Origin of the sequence: Glutamicibacter nicotianae (assembly GCF_016907615.1) — a bacterium.
GTDB lineage: Bacteria > Actinomycetota > Actinomycetes > Actinomycetales > Micrococcaceae > Glutamicibacter > Glutamicibacter nicotianae.
Window position 1 is genome coordinate 1,709,815 of record NZ_JAFBCH010000001.1, and the last position, 18,777, is coordinate 1,728,591.

Consider the following 18,777-nt stretch of genomic DNA (forward strand, 5'->3'; position numbering starts at 1 on the left):
ATGAATCCGGCAGCGCGTGGTGATGTGGTGGTTCGAGGACCTAGCGAATCGTGCGATTACGCCGGGTAGTCCAGAACCGGGTCCCTAGCGCGCCAAGCCCCAGCGTGAGGAGCGTGCCGCCTAGAAGATATACGTGGTCCCGTCCGATGCCGCCGGTCAGCGGCAGGGCCGGTCCCTCCTGTTGCTCGTTGACGACTGCAGCAAGTTCAACCTGCAGTTCATCACCGGCCACAGTGAAATCGATGCTTGGATTTTCTCCGAGCTTGTAGCCCGGAGGTGCCAAGGTTTCGGTCAAGGTGTAGTTGCCCCACTTAAGGTCTTCCAGCATGAAGTGGCCAGCTCGTGGATCCAGATCCGGCCCGGCGCATCCCTCCTCGGTGCAGTCGGTGATGGCTACGGCTGTGCCGGCATCAGGTCCGGTCAGTTCCCATTCGGATCCTGCCAGGAACCCGGACTGCGCATCGGTCTTGGTCCAGGTGACTGCGCCCGGATTCGCGGTGTTCACGATGGTGCAGGTGGCTTCCTGGCCGAGTTCCAATTTGAGCTTGCCGTCCGCGTAGCTGCCGGTGCCCTCGCAAGTCCATGCGCCGGCCGCATAGCCTGCCGGACCGTTCTCCGACAAGGTGTAGTTTCCGACCGGCACCTCGGCCTTTGTCACCGCAGCATCGCCGGTCTTGCCGGTTGACACGGACTCGTGGTCGATGCCCGTTGCAGTCAGGGTCCAGTCGTCGCGAGTGCTGGTGCCTGCAAACTCCTCGTTGTCGACCTTCTTGATGAGGGTCAATTGCTGGACGCAGCCAACCGTGTTGACAACCTTGACGACGTTTGGATCGGGATCACCGGTCATGGCATGGGCAGCTGTCTTGCCCTCGACGCCGTCGATGGTGGTGCTGGTCAGCGTGCACAGTGCCGGCAGGTCTTCGACAGTTTCAGCGATCGCGACCTCATCGCCGATCACGTAGCCGGTGATGGTGTCGCCGAATGCGGCCTCCTCGCCGTCCACGGTGAGCTTGGCGGTACCAACAGGCTGCTCGCCGTCCGGGTATTCAACCTCGTTGACAATCCACGTCTTGGTGACAGTTAATGCCACCTCGGCGGTATTTGTCAGCGTGCAGGTGACCTTGTCGCCAGCTGCAATGCTTACCGTCTTCTCGTCCAGCGACACCGGGTGGTTCTCGCCGCAGCTGATGCTGGTCAGGCGGTAGCCCTCGATACCCGAAGTCTCGCCCAGAGTGTAGGTGCCTGGCTTGACGCCCGCATCGGTGACAGCAGTCGAGCCGGTGGCACCGCTGAGCGGGGTAGGGCCCGTCGCGGTGAGCGTCCAGCTGTCCGCGGAGGCGTCGCCAACGACCTTCTTGACCAGGGTCAACTCAGTACAGGTCACCTTGTTGGTGATGGTGAAGCTATTGTGTCCGGCACCAAGCGTGTGCGATCCGATATCTCCGGAAGCGACGTTGGTGCAGCCTGCGGGCAAGGTGCCGACGGTTTCATCGATGGTGACAGTCTGTCCCTGCTCGTAGCTGGAGCCGTTGCTCCGGGTGGCGTAGCTGGTGCCGAAGACCGCATCGTCTCGGCCACCGAGCTTCAGTGCGGCGGTGAATCCGGCTGGCTGCTGCCCGTGGCTGTAGCTCTGGCCGTCAATCTCCCATATCTTATCGACCTGGACGCTTGAGCAGGTGCTCGGAATGCTCAATGCAATCGGCTTCACCCAGTCCTTCAGGGAAGAGGTATCACCCGAAGCGCTGGAACGGACATTGAGAGTTCCGTAGTTGCCGCTGCAATCCGCATTGCCGAACAGGGCCGTCAGGTTGAGGCTCATCTCGGCGAAGGCACCCTTGACCAGATTTCCGGTACGGTCGAAGTTTCCGATGGCCTTGTCATTCGCGATGCCGGTGAAGCCGGCGGTGCTGGACAGCCGGGTCCACGAACCAGTAGTGGCACCGGTTGAGTTCCACTCGTCGGCCCGAGTCAGGGTCAAGGTGTTGTTTCCGCCCTGCTCGATGAGCAGGCGCAAATCGCCGGTGCTGCGATTCGGAGACGGGGAATTAGGCGAGGAGTTCGGTTCGGCATTCAGCTCAATGACGAATTGAGTAGTGCCGTTCGCCGTAGCACGCTCGAAGCCGAAGAAGGCGTAGACGTTTCCGTCGACAGAACGCTGCGTGGCGTAGATTTTGGTGATGTCGGATTTGTCACCGGCGGTGTTGACGCCCTCGATCTCTTGTCCGGTCCAAGGCCAGTTGGTTTCGGAAGCGCCCTCTGTGAACTGCGTGCTGTCGTTGCTGCCGCTGCCGTCATTTGCGACAGGACCATTCAGTATCGTGGTCCAGTCCTCTGCGCCATTGGAGCAGAGGTTGCCGTCGATTTCGACGCCAGCAATGACTTCGGTAAGGAACTGCGTGTCAGTGCAGGTCGTAGTGCTTGCATTCATGAGCTGGTTTTGCTCCTGAAGCTTCATGTCGGGGCTCGCTGAAGCGGATTCTTTCGGCTTGGTACCGGGGCTCGGCGAAGAATCAGTGTTCTTTGGAGCCTTCGTAGCTTCTGGAATCAAAATTGGCGAAGGAGCAAGAGGCGGGACTGGAGCTGGCGAAGCGGATTGGCTCGGAGCGCTGGATGACTTCGGGCTCGGTGAGCTCGTCGGTTCCGGGCTCGCAGGGCTTTGAGCGGTTGGAGCTGCCGCCGTTTCAGATGGCGATGGAAGCTCCGGTTCTTCGGTCTTCAGAACTTCCTCTGCACTGGCGGATGCCGATGCGCCGGCCGAGCTTTCGCCAGCCGGGCCGCTTGTGCGCGAAATCTTGGTTCCCGAGTCCTGGGTCGGTTCGACGGTAGCGGTTAACTCCGTGTCAGCCTGGGCTGCGGCGGCCGCGGTAAGGGTCTGCGGTACCGCAGGCAAGGCAACTGACGCTGATAGCGCCAAGGCCAAGGAGGCACCGGAAATCGTCTTGAACGAAGATGTTCGCCAGAAAAACGGCGTGGATTGATGGCGGCGGTTCAATTTCCGACGCGCAACTCTGTCCCCAACAGGATTGCCAAACAAAAGAATTCCCCAATATCCGAGGACACTGGGGGTGCTAGACCTGGAGAACGCAGACTGGTGCGTAGAATTTGGCGCTCGTTTCCCAAAACGAGTGCCAAAATTGCAACCACTTGATCCCCACGATCAACTGGCTTTCCCCAAGTTTTGCCGGACCCCCAACATCCGTGCGAGTGATATGGCGACAGCGTATCGGATGAAATTCAATTTCGTCAACAACGAAGATTAATAAAACGATGCGGACGCTAAAATTGTTGGCTGGCAAGGCCGGGAAAACGCGATTTTTCTTGAAAACGGATATTGTGGGTTCTTAAAGAATCTAAGAAGTAACAAAAATGAACTTGAGTGGAGCTGAGCTGTGGCTGCTGGAACCAACTACGATGACTTCGCCCAGGCCTATGCGGATGAGAACGAGTCGAGCTTGCTCAATGCCTTTTACGAGCGTCCGGCCATGCTGCAGATGGCCGGCGAGGTCGCCGGGCGCAGGATCCTCGATATCGGGTGCGGGTCGGGACCGCTCGCGCATGAGCTCATGGCGCGCGGCGCATTAGTGAGCGGGTTCGATGCGAGCCAAGGGATGATCGACTTGGCGCGTGCGCGGCTCGGGGAGGGGGCCGATCTTCAGGTTGCCAATCTGGGGGGAGCAGCTGCCCTACGGTGCGGACTCCTTTGATGATGCCATCGCCTCGCTGGTCCTGCACTACCTGGAGGACTGGACGCGGGCACTGGCAGAAATCAGGCGTGTGCTCAAGCCTGGCGGCAGGCTCTTGCTCTCGCTGAACCATCCGATCTTGTACCCGTGGAATCACCCGGGTGAAGACTATTTCCAGCGGGTCCAGTACACCGATGAACTGTCCTTCGCCGGCCAGGCCGCGTCGCTGACCTATTGGCATCGGCCGCTGCATGAGACCATGACCGCCTTCCTGGAAGCAGGTTTCAGCATCGAGAAAGTCTGGGAGCCGCCTTATTCCAAGGACGCGCCCGAGCAGATCGTGCCCGAGAGGATACGCGAGCGGGATGCTTTCCTGAGCTTCATCTTCTTCGAGTTGCGGTCGGCCAAGTAGGCTTTGCTCCTCTTGGCGCCGGCAGATTCCGTGCCAGGAGGTGGACATCTGCCGGACCGGATGCCCGGCAGACGATTGATGGATTGGCGGATGAGGGAACTGCTGGGGAGCTTAGGGCGCTGGGCCTTGAGCGAGCCAGGCTGGTAGTACAACCCAGCATGGACTACGCCGGAGTCGCGTCCGGTCTGGTGGCTGGCCAGGGTTGCTTCCTTTTCCAACACCGTGACGTGATGGCCCGCGGTGGTGGACAGGGTGCGGGCTTTGGCAATGCCGAGGATCCCGCCGCCAATGATCCCGATACGTGTTTCCATGGCTCCCCAAGAAGTAAGTCCGCAACTCCTGGTGTAGCGGAGGATTCAGATGCTCACTGATGGTATCCGGACTGCATGAACACATACACGGGTGTGCATATTCGATACTTCAGGTAACGGCAGATCGGTGAATCTGGGGCAGCATGAGTGATGGCGCGACCCGCGTATATTTACCTGCAAATCCTATTGCTCAACTACAAGTTTTGAGTACAAGGAAATTTTCGGAAATCCACGAACAAAGCAGTCAGTGAAATTCCAAAAATCTGAAATGGTGGGCTTAGCTGTTAGCACCTGTCCACGTTTCTGGAGTACTCTAACGCAACACGCATTGCACGAGGCAGGGATTCCTGAGCAGTCGTCTTGGTACGAGAGGAACACTTTAGCGGATTCGACGGGGCTTTCGACAAAATATCGACAATGAAAGCCGGCCGCGAACCCCTAGCGATTCGGGAATTTGGCTGCCTATTACTTTCGTTTGTTTCATGTGGAAGATGATGGCTAGCGCTTTTTGTCGGTTAACGTGATGATCGCGGGCAAGCGATGCCACTTGCTATTCGATGCGTGGATCCGTTCCTGCCGACTCCAGATGCGTGCTGACTTCGGCCAAGCCAAAAATTGCAACTTTGCAGCTGACTGACTTTAGTTCTGCCTTCCGGAATGGGCGTGCTCACGTCTCCAATTGGGGTCACATAACTTTCTGTCAACCAAGCCGATATGGCCAAGAGTGAACCGCGGGTGAACAACGTGAGAACATCCGGTTGACTAGCCTGTTTATGGGCATTTTGGCTAATTAAAGCAAATAGCATGGATCCAGAAAAGTGCGATGCGAGCGATGCTCGTTCAGCAATAACTGGAGGAAAATCCATGAATCTTGAGTGCGCAAAGCGCCAAAGCTTCGGTGCTCGTTACGAGCGGACTACTAAGGATAAAATCCTTGCCAAGCGAGTACTGGACGGCCGGCTAGCGATGTCGCCGCACCCAGAGTGGACGTTGCCTGAAGATCCATCGTGGCTCGAAAATCCCTTGAAGGATGATAACTGGCAGTTCCAGTACCACTCCTTGCGTTGGCTCGATCCCTTGCGCCGTGAAGCCGAGTCTGGTGATGACAAGTCACGCCAAGTTTGGGAGCGTTACGTTCAATCTTGGATTGCCACAAATCCTCCAGGGACCAGCCGGACTAAATGGGCGTGGATCGACATGGGTGATGCTTTGCGTACCTACGTCTTGTCCTTTGGCTTGAACATGTACGTCGACCCTCCGCAATGGCTTACTGACTCGCTGGAGCAGCACATGCACTGGCTAGCGGACGAGAACAATCTCGGGCACGGCAACCATGCATTGCACCAGCACCAGGCACTTTTCGTTGCCGCGAGCATTCTTGAAGAACGCACTTTGGTAGACCTTGCTATTCAACGCATGGGAGAACTTGTTTCCGGATCCTACGACGCCCAAGGCGTAAACGAAGAAGGCAGCATCTCTTACCAGGAAGCAAATTATCGTTGGTGGCATGAAGCGCTTCGCCGTCTGGACCTCGAAGGGATTGCTAGGCCATCATGGGCGTCAGTCCTCGATGCGGCACCTGAATCGCTTGCTCACGCCACGCAGCCCAACGGCAACTACGTCCGCATCGGCGACATGGACAGTGGTGGACCTTCGAAGGTCAAATCGCCATATACGCAGTACGTCAGCACGGGCGGATCAAAGGGGAGCGCGCCACGAGATCTGATCAAGGTCTACGAGGCTGGTTATGTGTATGGGAGAAGCGGCTGGGGAGAAACTGAACGGGACTTCGCGCAGGAAACGTTCTTTTCGCTTTGCTTCGGCCCACAGCGCAAAATTCACGGGCAGGCTGACGGCGGCTCCATTACCTTCTTCTCCAACGGATACCCATGGCTCATTGATACGGGAAAGTACTTGTATGGGCGCCATCCGATGCGAACTTACGTAGTCAACCGTCCCGGACATAATCTGCTTGTTGCTAATGGCCACACGTACGACCGCGCGACAAACGTAACCCTTTTCCGCACGGACGAAACGACACGACACTTCGAGGCCGTGACTCGGGATGCTGGCTACGAGGACATTTTGATGACCCGCCGTGTCATCTTCTCAAAGCATGGCGAGTACTTGCTGATCATCGATGCGGTATCAGCGAAGGAAGAAGTAGAAATTGAGCAACGGTGGCACGCTCATGAATCCGCTACTGCGACCTTGAAGAAAGCGTCCGCCGTTCTCAGTAACGGTAATGCCGAGTGCCTATTGCAGTGGGTAGGACGTAACGGGAGGCTTACCACTGCCAGGGGTGAAACAAAGCCATACAACGGGTGGACCAGCACTGGGTGGCGTAAGAACAAAGAAACTACGGTCATCAGCGCTGTGCAAAAGGGTACTCAATTAACTTTCCGCACAGTAATTGGCGCGAGCGCCGCAGCGGACGGTTCGTTGAGTACCATGCGCCGTATAGCTCCGGGATACCAAGAATTTACCGTTAATGGGCGAGTCGGCACTGAATACGTCCTTGTCGGGAAAAAAGGCGCCGTCATTTCTGATCATCCTTTTCGTGAAAAAAGGATTAATGACTACTTTTCGACTGCTGCTGAAACAGTGGCCAAATCCACGCTTTTCGCCGAAGACCTTTTCGACTCTCTGATTCCAGGCATCAGCACAGTGGCCGAACGCCAAACTGCGCTGAACTCTGCCTATGAAGAAATCAAACGTGTCGGCATCAAAGCTGGCTACCGGGCAGGGCTGGTCACGGGAGTCATTGATCTGGCCGGAACGGACTTGACGCTGCCTGAAGAACTTAATGATGCGGCCAAGTTGCGTGCCCCGCTGATTTCTTGGAACCAGAAGAAGCCGATTTCGAACAGAAACGGGAAGATCCGGAGCTATGCGTCGAGGAGCGCCGTTGCTCAAGATTCAGACTATCGGGGCATCCAAAGCTACCGTTATGGCCGGCTGACCTTGCCCATAGCCACCATCCCAGGCCAAGGGGAAACTTTGCACGTGTCATTCCACGGTGCGTTGGATCGCGGCAAATACTCTCTCCCTCGCTTTGAAAGGGGTCAAAGCTTATCGGGACTAGGAATCAACCAGATGGTATTTGCCGACCCAACTCTGGATCTTGACCCCAGCGTCAGCTTGGCATGGTTCCTCGGCACTGAAACGCAGGACCTGCATAGCGAGATGGCTTTGCTGATCAAGGAACGAATGAGGTCTCTCGGAATAGAACGAGTGGTGCTCTCTGGAAGCTCTGGCGGTGGTTTCGCTGCGCTCCAAGTCGCTGCCTTTCTTCCAGAAAGCAAGGTTATCGCGTTTAATCCTCAGACCTGCGTTACCGCCTACCATGCGCGATTGGCTCAAAAGGCTACGGATGTGGTCTTCCCGGACGGTGTTGTCAACGACCACGGAATTCGCCAGCGACTGGACGTTGCAGAACGGTACAAGGAACTTAAACCAAAAGTTGACGTGCTCTTCATCCGTAACGACGGAGATTCACATCATTCGAGCCAACATCGCCAGCCTTTCTTGGAGAAGGTTGAGGATCTTGCGGGCATTTCGGCACGGACGATCACTGAATCATGGGGAAGCGGACATCGAAGCCCGAATGCCGAAGTGTATCTGCGTCTATTGGGCGAAGCGGGCCTGCATCCGGTTGAAAAGAAACTAGCCCAAGGTGGCGCTGAGCATTGAGCACTCCATCAACCCTGGCCATGCGAAGTGAAGAACTTGAAGGGAAACTAACTAAATGATCCATCAGGATGCGGAAGATCTGAGAGCGCTGGGCGAACGCGCAAGTTTTCTCCCTTTGAAGTATCAAGCCGAGAACGCACAGCTCAAGCAGGAGCTCGTTGATCTCTATAAGCGAGAAATGAAGCTCCTCAAGATCATTGATAAACGCGACGAGCAGCTTGCACAGGTAACTTCCGGCAAGTCAATCAAGTTGCCCATCAAGAAGAAACAGGTGTCGCGTCCAGCGGATCGCAAGGAAATTGCCAGGCTCAATTCTGACCTGGAATACCTACAAAAACGTTATGAGGCCTTGAAAAATTCCAAACTCGGAAGGCTTCAACTTTGGTACTGGCGCAAGAAAGCAGGAAACTAAACCATGGATGCAGCAAGTCTGAAAAAGAGGCTCAATACCATTGAAGGACGCATAGAGACGCTCGAAGCGCCCCTTGGGTATCCTATGGGTTTCGATATTGCGAAGCACCTGGATTCAGCCTATTTCCGTGATTCTCTGCTGGGGGATCACCCATTTTTGGAACCCGCAAGAAACGCTGAAGACTATTTTAAACGCCGAGCCCACTTTGACTCTCGGCGCGCTGGACTCGCTGAGCAGTACAAGGGAATCATCAATCGAGAAGAATCCAACGGCCAGCGCTGGTACGTGCCCTTCAACACCAGAATTGGAATTATTGCCGATGAGTTCCTCTACAAATCTTTCGTATCGACTGCCAATTTCGTCCCGCTGACCCCAAAAAACTTCCGTGACTATGTCGGCCATTTGGATCTGGTCTTGGTTACCACGAGCTGGCGAGGACTTTCCGGCGAATGGGTTGGTGCGTCGCAGCAACGAAGCCGAATTCGGAAACTTATTGAAAATGAACTAATACCGCTGTACCAGGATGCAGGTACTCCAGTGGCCTTTTACTCGAAAGAAGACCCACCAAACTTCGAAGTGTTCCTTTCGACAGCCAAGAAGTGCGATTTCGTATTTACCAGCGCGGTGGAAAAGATCCCGGATTATGAAAAGGCATGTCCACGCGCCCAAGCAATTGATGTATTGTCTTTCAGCGTTGACTACCGACACCACAACCCCATCGGAAGCCGAAAGAATCGAATTGATGATGTTGTATTCGCCGGTTCGTGGCACAACCACAAATATCACGAGCGTCGACGCTCGGCTTTGCAGATCTTCGACGGGGTCATTGATTCAGGACGGAACCTCCGCATTATTGACCGGAACTGGTCTCTGGATAACGAAAAGTATCTGTTCCCGGAGCGCTACCTTCCGTACGTAGAGCCTGCGATCAGGCATGATGAACTGTTGCAGATTCATCGCACGAGCGATCTGGTAATTAACCTCAACTCCGTTGTTGGTAGCCCCACCATGTATGCGAATCGCGTCGTTGAGCTTCAGGCAATGGGCTGTACCGTACTTTCCAACTACAGTGCCGGTGTGAACGATCAATTTCCGAACGTTTTCATGCCAGACAGTGCACAGGAAACCCGGAGCATCATCGAATCGCTGATTCCCGAACATCAGTACCGTAATCAGATGGCTGGCCTGCGCAACGTGTTCACCAATCATGTGAACTTTGATCGAATTCGTCAGCTTCTAAGCGTATGCGGTCTGGCAGAAGCAGTCTCGCCGCAACCAAAACTGGCGGTGGTTGGAGCGCTCTCGACAGCTCAAGAATTCGTGGACGGCCAGTCGTACCAAGATGATCTACCAGTTTTTAACTCGGTAGAAGCAGCACGTGAAGCTGGCTTCGATTTGGCTTGCACGGTCGCAGGTGGATTCGATTATGGTCAGCACTATCTGCAGGACTTGTTGAATGCGACGAAGTACGTTGCCAGCGACGTCGTGTTCAAAGCGGGAGAAACCGACGATTACAAGTCGCACCACGCGTTCACCGAGGATGCTGAACCCAACCATGGGGCGTTGCGTTGGCTTACCCCAAGCAGTGCAGCCGTTGCGACTTACGGGCAAAGTTACCGTCTAGATGGTTTCGAAGTTGGGGAGCGCGGCCGGGAAACTCTTCGCGTTGTCCACGAGCCGGCAATGATCAGCGTCGTGATTCCGATCTATAACAATGGCGAACATCTGGAATTCAAGTGCTTCGAGTCCTTGCGAAGGAGCTCGTTATTCGCCCAGATGGAAATCTTGCTTATTGATGACGGATCGACTGATCCGAACACCATTCGAACAGTCAAGAACCTTGCTGAACGCTTCTCGAACGTAAGGACTCACTTCTTCGAAACTGGTGGTTCCGGAAGTGCTTCTCGTCCGCGCAATCATGGCCTGGCTATGGCGACGGCGGACTGGATTACCTACCTTGATCCAGACAATGAAGCCCTCAACGATGGTTACGCCAAGCTGCTGAAGCTGGCTCGGGATAATGGATCAGACTTTGCAATTGGCAACATGGCACGTAACGCCGTTGGCCGCAAGCTGGTTAACTATGTTCGTATCCTGCGCAAGCAGATCATCCAAGATGAAGTAGCAGAAGACACCTACAAGGTAGATGAATCGGTTTTGCGGAAGATTAATTTCACGCCGATGAGCATTCAGGCACTTGTCGCCAACACGCAGTGGTTGCGATCCTTGGGAATTGAACAGCCGGTCGGCGCGGTAGGCCAGGATTCCTACTTCTTCCAGCAAATGCTCTATTACGCTAAGCAGATTTCACTGCTGAATGAACCGATCCATATGTACTTCGCGGCAGTATCCAACTCCACGGTGAACAGCCTTGGTCCGAAGTTCTACCGAAAATACATTCCGTTGGAAAGCGCGCGTGCTGAATGGTTGGACAGCATCGGATTGCTTAGCGAATATCGCAAACGCCGCATGGAGAAGTTCACCAAGGGCTGGTATATCGACAAATTGAACCGTGTGGCACCTGAAGAACTGGAAGAATCCAAGCAATTGGTTGTCCAATTGGCTGAGTTCTATGGTGCCCACCAATGGGAAGATCCAGAACTCAAGGAGTTTTTCGCGGCAAACAAGGCGCCAGCAGGCGATATTTCGCGGTATGCAGACGAACGAGTCGGGCAAGAGAGAGTTTAGGAATAGATGGACATCGATTCACTGCGCAGAGGCATATGGCATCTGCGCAGGGGCGGGCTGCCGCAATTCAGGACGTGGCAGCGCCGCCAAGCATTGGGGCTCAATTCGCCTGCACTTCCGAAGAGCAAAAGGGGCCAGACCTATGTCGGCAGCGGACGTGCCGGTCAGGCTGCAAACAAGGGGCGTTCCCGGACGCCTATACGTGTAGCTGCAATTCTCGATGATTTCAGCCAGGCCGCGTGGGGAGCTGAATGGAACCTTTCCTTGGTTACTCCCGAGGACTGGCAACAAAAAAATCGAACTGAGAATTTCGAATTGTTGTTCGTGGAGTCGGCCTGGAATGGAAACAACGGAGCATGGCAATACCATCTCACTGGACCGTCAGCACCACGAGAAGCCTTGGCACAGATGATCCAGTCATTCAAGGACATGGGAATCCCAACAGTATTTTGGAATAAGGAAGACCCCCCGCACTATGCCGACTTCTTGGAGACTGCGAAGCTATTCGACTCGGTTCTGACTTCTGATTCGCAGAAGATTGAGAATTACCGTGACGATCTTGGACATGACCGTGTCGCAGTACTGCCCTTTGCCGCCCAGCCTGAGATCCACAACCCTGTTCGGGCACGGTCTGTAGACCCTAAAGGCTTTGCCTTCGCCGGGATGTACTTCGCCCACAAGTATCCAGAACGTCGTGAGCAATTGCACCTTCTGCTTGATGGTGCATGCGATGCCGCTCAACGCGGGGGAGAGCCAGTAGCCATTTTCTCCCGCCAGCTGGGCAAGGACCCGAACTACCAGTTCCCGGAGCCGTACAAGCAGCTCGTTATTGGCTCCTTGCCCTATGATCAGATGGTTCCCGCCTACCAGGATTTCGTTGCTTTCCTGAATGCCAACTCGGTCATTGATTCGCCAAGCATGTGTGCCCGGAGAATTTTCGAGATCTCGGCGTGCGGCACGCCAGTGGTATCTGCTCCAAGTGAAGCGTTGTCCTCATATTTTTCAGCTGACGAAGTCTTTGAGGTAGCCAGCGTGGAACAGGCTTCTCAAACCCTGAAGATGCTTGCGAGGAGCGGAGAACAACGTGACAGAAGCGTACACTTGGCCCAACGTCGAATATGGGCAAACCATACGTACGCCCACCGTAGCCAGAGCGTTCTAAAGCTTGCAGGCTTAGATGCCTCGTCCTCGAATGCATCGGCAAACAAATTCTCTATGGCAGCGAAACGAAATGTGAGCGTCATTGCAGCTACACGACGACCCGAACAGCTTGCCCATATGCTCTCAGCGATCGGTGGACAGGTTGGCGTGGAACTGCAATTGATACTCGTGTCCCACGGATTCGAGCCGTCTCGGAAAACGATTAGTGAAGCGCTGGAAAATGGAAGCTTTGAAGATATCGTAACAGTTAGCGCAGATAGCAATTTAAGCCTAGGCGAGTGCCTGAATTTAGGTATTGATCGCAGCACTGGCGACTTCGTTGCCAAAATGGATGATGATGACCTTTATGGTTGCCATTACCTGGCTGATCAAATCAATGCTTTGCGGTATAGCGGTGCAGACCTTGTGGGCAAACAAGCACACTATATGTACCTCGAAGGAAGCAACCGGACGCTTCTTCGTATGGCAGACCGGGAACATCGCTTTACAGATATTGTCATGGGGCCCACTTTATTAGGGACCCGTACTTTGTTTGAGGAGCATCGCTTTGCAAATCGGAGTCGAGGGGAAGACACCGATTTCCTTAACCGTGTAGGCCAAGCGGGCGCGCGGATCTACTCGGCGGATCGGTTCAATTTCGTGCAGATGCGCTCTGCAGGGGCCGGCCACACTTGGAAGGCGAATGATCTCGAGCTCGCTGCAAGCGGCACCGTCCAATGGTTTGGCAGAAATGATCATCATGTCTTCTTCTGATTCAAAGAGCTTAAAAGTTCTGCTCATTACCCATTCATTTTCCCCTGAACTTACACCCCCTCAACGGCGCTGGAAGGCCTTCACCGAGGTCTTTGTTAATCGGGGGAATTCGGTCAGCGTCGTTGCGCCCAACACCGGGGGAAAGCCTTTTCAAATTACAGATGCCGGCATCCGAATTGTTCGATATCCAACGTTTGGCAGGCCAAAGCGATTGGTGTTTAAAGCCCTGCGCAGCGCACTTCAGGCGCTGGCATCAATTCCTGCCTGCTTATTCGCAGGCCGGCCTGACGTCCTGATTGCAACTGTACCGGCGCTGAGCACATTGCTTAGCGGATACATCGTTAGCCGGCTATTTCGCTCCAAACTCGTCGTGGATCTCCGAGATTCTTGGCCTAACCTTCTCAGCGAGTCCAATATCCTGCGGTCAACCAAATTGGAACCTATCGCCACTAAGTTAATCCTTCGCGTCTTGAGCCGAGCCGATTTGGTCGTGACTGTAACCCCCGGTTTGGGCGAAGTCGCGCGACTGCAGGGTGCTCATCGAGTTTCCGTCGTTTCAAATGGAGTGGACCTATCGAATTACACGTCGTCTCTTCCACGAGTCAGTCATGACGACCCTCGCCTGCACGTTCTCTATTTGGGGAACCTGGGACTGAGCCAAGGCTTGGATCTGGTGATTCAGGCTGCGGCTAAGCTACGATCTGCTGTGCGGGTCCGTTTCGTTGGAGATGGAACGGAACGGGAGAGACTGCAACAGCTGGCGGCCAACCTCGACGCGCCTGTTGAATTCCTGCACCCCGTACGGGGCGAGAAGGTCCTGGAACAGTACGCATGGGCCGATACGTGCCTTGTCAGCCTGCGTTCGGACTGGCCGAGCTTTGAACACACGATTCCTTCGAAACTCTATGAACTTCTTTACTTCAATCGGCATATTACTGGTTTGGTCCGGGGCGAAGCAGCGAGAATTATCCAGGAATCGAATTCGGGCGACATCGTGCCGCAAAACGTGCAAAGCTTAGTCGATCATTTGAAGACCATGGGAGCATCCACGGCGTCACGAAATCGAAAAGGCATTGGGCCGCAATGGGTACTTGAAAACGCTTCGCTGGATCAACTTGGGGACAGATACTTGAGCGAGCTGACCGCCCTAGCGGAAGGCAAAAGATGAATCCAAAGATGGGGTATTTCACTGGAAACAAAGCACAGAATGTGCGCAACGTATTACGGCTCATCGGTGAGAACCTCTTTGATGATCCGCAGTATTTCTGTCTTCAAGCGGTGCGGAAATTCGCGAAAAGTCAGCAGTTGAAGTGTTTGGAAAAACTTAGAAGTGCACCTCTAATCTCAGGTAAATTTGACGGACTGGTTGCGCTCTTGAGTGAAGATCGAACAGCAGTGGCGCAATACTTAGCGTCGCAGAAGAAACAATGGAATCGGCCTTCTAAGGCGGCACGGTTGGCGGACACCGCTATCGCAGCGCAACTATGGGACTTGGCCGCGGAGATTCTCGATAGCTCACCGGTAACGAAAGCGACTGCCAAATCGAAGGCACGTCTAGAATTCTCCCTGGGCAACCTGGATGAAGCGATCAATCTACTCTCTAGCATGGGCAACTCCAAGTCGCGGCAACTGAAACACTACCGCAGTGAGTTCCGGGTACTTGAGTCCTGGAATCCAGTCGCTAATTCAAAGAAACGCGACTGGGAATTAAACGGAACGACGCGCGTTCTATATATAGCGACCAACTCTCTCCCGTTTACTGCAAGCGGTTATACCCAGCGAACCCATTCTCTGCTTCTGGCACTACAGGACGAAGATGTCGAAGTCCATGCAGTAACGCGAGTTGGATATCCCATGTCGATTGGTCACGCCTTGGCAGAAAGCACTTCAATCGTGGACGGAATTTCCTATCACCGTCTACTTCCGGCGCATTTGCAATTCGACACTGCGGGAAGAATCCAGCAGCAGACGCAGATGCTGTCAGCCTTGGTAGAGCAACTGAAGCCAACCGTTTTGCATACCACAACTGACTTCACTAATGCCCTTGCCGTCCGTGCTGTTGCGAGATCCTATAATCTTCCTTGGGTCTACGAGGTACGTGGGCAACTGGCCGATACCTGGGCATCGACTCGGCCAGCTGCTGCAAGCGGTTCACAGCGATATCGACTCTTCCAAGCGCGCGAAGCAGAACTGGCCGCGAGTGCGACCGAAGTACTAACTTTGGGCCAAGCAATGCGGGATAACCTAGAGCACTTCGGTGTCAGCCCGGAGAAGATAACGGTTATTCCCAACGGTGTCGGGCATCCATTTGTTGATGAACCATTATCCGCGGTGGATGCCAGAACTGCGTTGGGGCTGGACCCGCATGCAGAGTATTTCGGAACAGTCAGCTCGCTCGTTGCCTACGAAGGCTTGGATATGCTCGTCAGGGTGATGGCGATGCTGGCGAACCGTCGGCCAGATCTGTATTTAGTGATTGTGGGCGATGGCGTGGAGCGTGAAGTGCTGATGCGTTTGGCCCGCGAACTAGGTGTGGGTGAACGTTGTATTTTCACAGGACGCGTGTCGCGACAAAAGGCGGCAAAATACCATGCTGCTCTTGATGTATTCGCAGTTCCACGCAGGGATCTTTCAGTAACACGTGATGTCACACCGTTGAAACCGGTCGAGGCAATGGCCAGTGCCGTTCCTGTGATGGCCTCCAAATTACCAGCACTCGAAGAGCTGATCCGAGATGGCGTTGATGGGGTTCTTCTCCCGCCTGGAGATGACGTTGCGTGGAGCGAAACCCTGGAAAACCTGCTCGTTGATCCATCGTTCAGACAACAACTAGGCCAGTCAGGAAGGGAAAAAGTTCTATCTGATCGAACGTGGGCAGTCTGTTCACGCAAACTTAAGAGAATTTATTCTCAATAGTCAATCACGTGTTTACTTGCCATTAACTATCGCTCCATAAGTTTAAAGATGTGAAACGGAACAACGGGATTGTTCCTATTTTCAGGAAAATCAAACTGGAGCGGTTGGCGATCTGCAACTAGCTCCCTCTAATGAGTAGGAAGTCATCGACGTGACTGGCATTAAAGAAGTATCCGTTATCGGCTTGGGCTACATCGGACTGCCGACCGCTGCAATACTCGCCGCTAATGGAATTCGGGTTCATGGGGTTGATGTCAATGAACGCAACGTTGTCGCGATTAACAATGGTGAAGTGCCGTTTGTAGAACCAGAGCTCGGTGACTTCGTGGCACGTGGTGTGCATGCGGGCATGCTGTCCGCAAGTTTGCAGAACAAGGCTGCCGATGCATACATTCTGGCCGTGCCAACTCCCTTCAATGATGACTATTCGGCTGATCTCAGCTACATCGAAGCTGCAGCGGATGGCATCGCTCCGCTGCTGACCGGTGATGAACTGGTTATTCTCGAATCGACGTCACCTCCGGGTACCACAGAGCATCTGGCCCGTCACCTAGCGGCCGCCCGTCCAGATTTGGACATGGATCAGCTTCTGGTCGCCCACTGTCCTGAGCGTGTCTTGCCGGGGTATGTGATGAAGGAATTAGTGACCAACGACCGAATTGTTGGTGGCATGACTCCAAGGGCCGCGGAGCTAGCCAAGAAACTCTATGAGACGTTCTGCAAGGCGGAAATTCTTACTACAGATGCCATCACCGCTGAGATGTCGAAGCTCGTCGAGAACTCCTACCGCGACGTCAACATCGCCTTTGCAAATGAACTGTCAACCATCTCTGACAAGTTGGGTATCAATGTATGGGAACTCATCGAGTTGGCTAACCACCACCCACGAGTCAATATCTTGCAGCCTGGCCCCGGGGTTGGCGGACACTGCATCGCGGTCGACCCGTGGTTCATCGTTGCCGCAGCCCCCGACGAGGCGCAACTGATCCGCCAGGCACGTGTTACTAATGACGCAAAGCCGCACTGGGTGATCGCTAAGACTGAGGAGCTGATGCCCAAGGCTGACAATCCAGTCGTTGCGCTATTGGGACTTGCATTCAAGAAGAATATTGACGACCTTCGGGAGTCTCCGGCACTTCAGATTGCACTGGCCTTGGCGAATAAGAATCCTTCAACGCGTTTTGTCATCTCTGAACCTAATGTTGAGGTACTGCCGGCAACATTCGCGGCCTTGGAGAACGTCGAATTGGCAGATCCTGCTGATGCTATCGAGCAGGCCGGAACTGTAGTACTGCTGGTAGACCATGACGAGTACGACGACGTCCAGCCGGGGCAACTTGAAGGCAAGCAGGTTATCGATACACGAGGGCAGTGGCGTTTCTGCGATCAGGGAAACATCGAAGAGCATGAAGTAATGGAGAACAACCATGCCTAAGAAGATCATGCCGATTTATGGCACTCGCCCAGAAGCAATCAAAGTTGCGCCGATTGTCAGCGCCTTGAAGAATAGCGAGCAGTTTGACTGCGTAGTAACGGTAACCGGACAACACCGGGAAATGCTGGATCAGGTGAATGCCTTGTTCGATATTACCCCTGATTACGACTTGGACATCATTGAACCTCGCCAGACCCTGAACGGCGTATTGACCAAGACCATCAAGGGCCTGGACGATGTTCTTGAACGCGAAAAACCGGATGCGGTGATCGTGCAGGGGGACACTACGACGTCAACAGCCGGAGCGTTAGCCGCGTTCTACCGGGGCATCCCTGTCATTCATGCTGAAGCAGGTTTGCGAAGCCATGACCTGTACTCGCCGTTCCCGGAAGAGGCCAACCGCAAACTTACGAGTCAGCTGGCCGCATTGCATCTGGCGCCCACACGTGTCAGTCGCAACAATTTGGTTCGCGAAAATCTGAATCCGGAAGACATCGTGATCACCGGTAACACTGTGATTGACGCGTTGCTGACTGTAGTGGCGAAGCGTGTAGCTTTTGAAGATCAGAAACTAGAGGAGCTGGTGGCCAGCGGCAAGCGTATCGTGCTGGTGACCACGCACCGTCGCGAAAATCAGGGCGAGCCAATGCGGAGTATAGCCCGGGCGTTGGCTAGTCTCGCCCAGTCCGAGCCGACCGTGGAATTTGTCTTGCCACTACACCGGAACCCGGTAGTCCGCGAGGCGTTGCTTCCAAGCATCGATGGCATTCAGAACATTACGTTGACTGAACCACTGAGCTACGGTGAATTCACTCGAATGCTGGATGCCGCTAATGTCGTGCTCACGGACTCCGGCGGTGTCCAAGAAGAAGCGCCAAGCCTGGGCAAGCCGGTTCTGGTCATGCGGGAAAACACGGAACGGCCAGAAGCCGTGTCTGCGGGAACCGTGCGACTCATCGGCACGGACGAACAACGCATCGTGGATTCAGTAAGCCAGCTGCTCAATGACCCGAGTGTTTACGCAGAAATGGCCAACGCAGTCAACCCATATGGCGATGGTCTGGCCGCAGAGCGTACTGTTGCCGCGATTGCAGAACTTCTTGGAATTGGTGCGCGTATAGGTGAATTCGGAAGCGTCGATTACGATGAGGCCGAAGCTGAAAGTGCAACCAAGCGACGGTTGGTAGCTTAGATCTTGCAATAGCACTTAGCTTGAAGCTCCACAGAACACCGGCAAACCCCATCAAATGGGGCAGCCGGTGTTTTGCCTATTAAGCAACGAGACTGGCTGGTAAGCAACGAGACTGGCTGGC

General features: G+C 54.4%; 13 protein-coding genes. 11 read left to right on the plus strand and 2 right to left on the minus strand.

Annotated elements, in window-relative coordinates:
• Positions 1–40: 40 nt before the first annotated feature.
• On the minus strand, positions 41–2,428 hold the full coding sequence (locus tag JOE62_RS08260; protein WP_204721783.1) for a SpaA isopeptide-forming pilin-related protein: 2,388 nt from the start codon (positions 2,426–2,428) through the stop codon (positions 41–43).
• 352 nt (positions 2,429–2,780) lie between these two features.
• On the opposite strand from JOE62_RS08260, the gene JOE62_RS08265 reads away from it, so the two are divergent.
• The 3 genes from JOE62_RS08265 to JOE62_RS08270 all read left to right on the plus strand — a co-directional run bounded on the left by JOE62_RS08265 (position 2,781) and on the right by JOE62_RS08270 (position 4,095).
• Positions 2,781–2,978 carry a hypothetical protein gene (locus JOE62_RS08265; RefSeq protein ID WP_121866651.1) on the plus strand — a complete coding sequence of 66 codons (198 nt, stop codon included), beginning with the start codon at positions 2,781–2,783 and terminating at the stop codon, positions 2,976–2,978.
• A 411-nt stretch (positions 2,979–3,389) separates the two neighbouring features.
• Positions 3,390–3,704 (plus strand): methyltransferase domain-containing protein, encoded by a 315-nt coding sequence (locus tag JOE62_RS16640; RefSeq protein ID WP_338085764.1) that lies wholly within the window; start codon positions 3,390–3,392, stop codon positions 3,702–3,704.
• Positions 3,658–4,095 (plus strand): class I SAM-dependent methyltransferase, encoded by a 438-nt coding sequence (locus JOE62_RS08270; protein WP_338085765.1) that lies wholly within the window; start codon positions 3,658–3,660, stop codon positions 4,093–4,095. The genes JOE62_RS16640 and JOE62_RS08270 overlap by 47 nt, the downstream gene beginning before the upstream one ends.
• Here the strand turns inward: JOE62_RS08270 and JOE62_RS16760 are convergent.
• Positions 3,996–4,406 (minus strand): FAD-dependent oxidoreductase, encoded by a 411-nt coding sequence (locus JOE62_RS16760; RefSeq protein WP_204721785.1) that lies wholly within the window; start codon positions 4,404–4,406, stop codon positions 3,996–3,998. The two genes, JOE62_RS08270 and JOE62_RS16760, sit on opposite strands and share 100 nt — an antisense overlap.
• Before the next feature lie 804 nt (positions 4,407–5,210).
• On the opposite strand from JOE62_RS16760, the gene JOE62_RS08280 reads away from it, so the two are divergent.
• From JOE62_RS08280 to wecB, 8 genes are all read left to right on the plus strand, one after another.
• Positions 5,211–8,099 (plus strand): heparinase II/III domain-containing protein, encoded by a 2,889-nt coding sequence (locus tag JOE62_RS08280; protein WP_204721787.1) that lies wholly within the window; start codon positions 5,211–5,213, stop codon positions 8,097–8,099.
• 55 nt (positions 8,100–8,154) lie between these two features.
• Positions 8,155–8,511 carry a hypothetical protein gene (locus JOE62_RS08285; protein WP_204721789.1) on the plus strand — a complete coding sequence of 119 codons (357 nt, stop codon included), beginning with the start codon at positions 8,155–8,157 and terminating at the stop codon, positions 8,509–8,511.
• Positions 8,512–8,514: 3 nt separating this feature from the next.
• Positions 8,515–11,199 carry a glycosyltransferase gene (locus tag JOE62_RS08290; RefSeq protein ID WP_204721791.1) on the plus strand — a complete coding sequence of 895 codons (2,685 nt, stop codon included), beginning with the start codon at positions 8,515–8,517 and terminating at the stop codon, positions 11,197–11,199.
• Between the two features lie 6 nt (positions 11,200–11,205).
• Entirely contained in the window at positions 11,206–13,113 is a 1,908-nt protein-coding gene (locus tag JOE62_RS08295; RefSeq protein WP_204721793.1) for a glycosyltransferase family protein, read from the plus strand.
• Positions 13,091–14,281 carry a glycosyltransferase family 4 protein gene (locus tag JOE62_RS08300; protein ID WP_204721795.1) on the plus strand — a complete coding sequence of 397 codons (1,191 nt, stop codon included), beginning with the start codon at positions 13,091–13,093 and terminating at the stop codon, positions 14,279–14,281. The genes JOE62_RS08295 and JOE62_RS08300 overlap by 23 nt, the downstream gene beginning before the upstream one ends.
• Positions 14,278–16,029, plus strand: coding sequence for a glycosyltransferase family 4 protein (locus JOE62_RS08305; RefSeq protein WP_204721797.1), 1,752 nt, complete (start codon positions 14,278–14,280; stop codon positions 16,027–16,029). The genes JOE62_RS08300 and JOE62_RS08305 overlap by 4 nt, the downstream gene beginning before the upstream one ends.
• Positions 16,030–16,180: 151 nt before the next feature.
• The gene (wecC, locus tag JOE62_RS08310) at positions 16,181–17,464 is read left to right on the plus strand and encodes a UDP-N-acetyl-D-mannosamine dehydrogenase (protein WP_204721799.1); all 1,284 of its coding nucleotides are present in this window, start codon (positions 16,181–16,183) and stop codon (positions 17,462–17,464) included.
• Entirely contained in the window at positions 17,457–18,656 is a 1,200-nt protein-coding gene (gene wecB, locus JOE62_RS08315; protein WP_204721801.1) for a non-hydrolyzing UDP-N-acetylglucosamine 2-epimerase, read from the plus strand. Before wecC ends, wecB begins: the two co-directional genes overlap by 8 nt.
• The last annotated feature ends 121 nt before the right edge of the window (positions 18,657–18,777 follow it).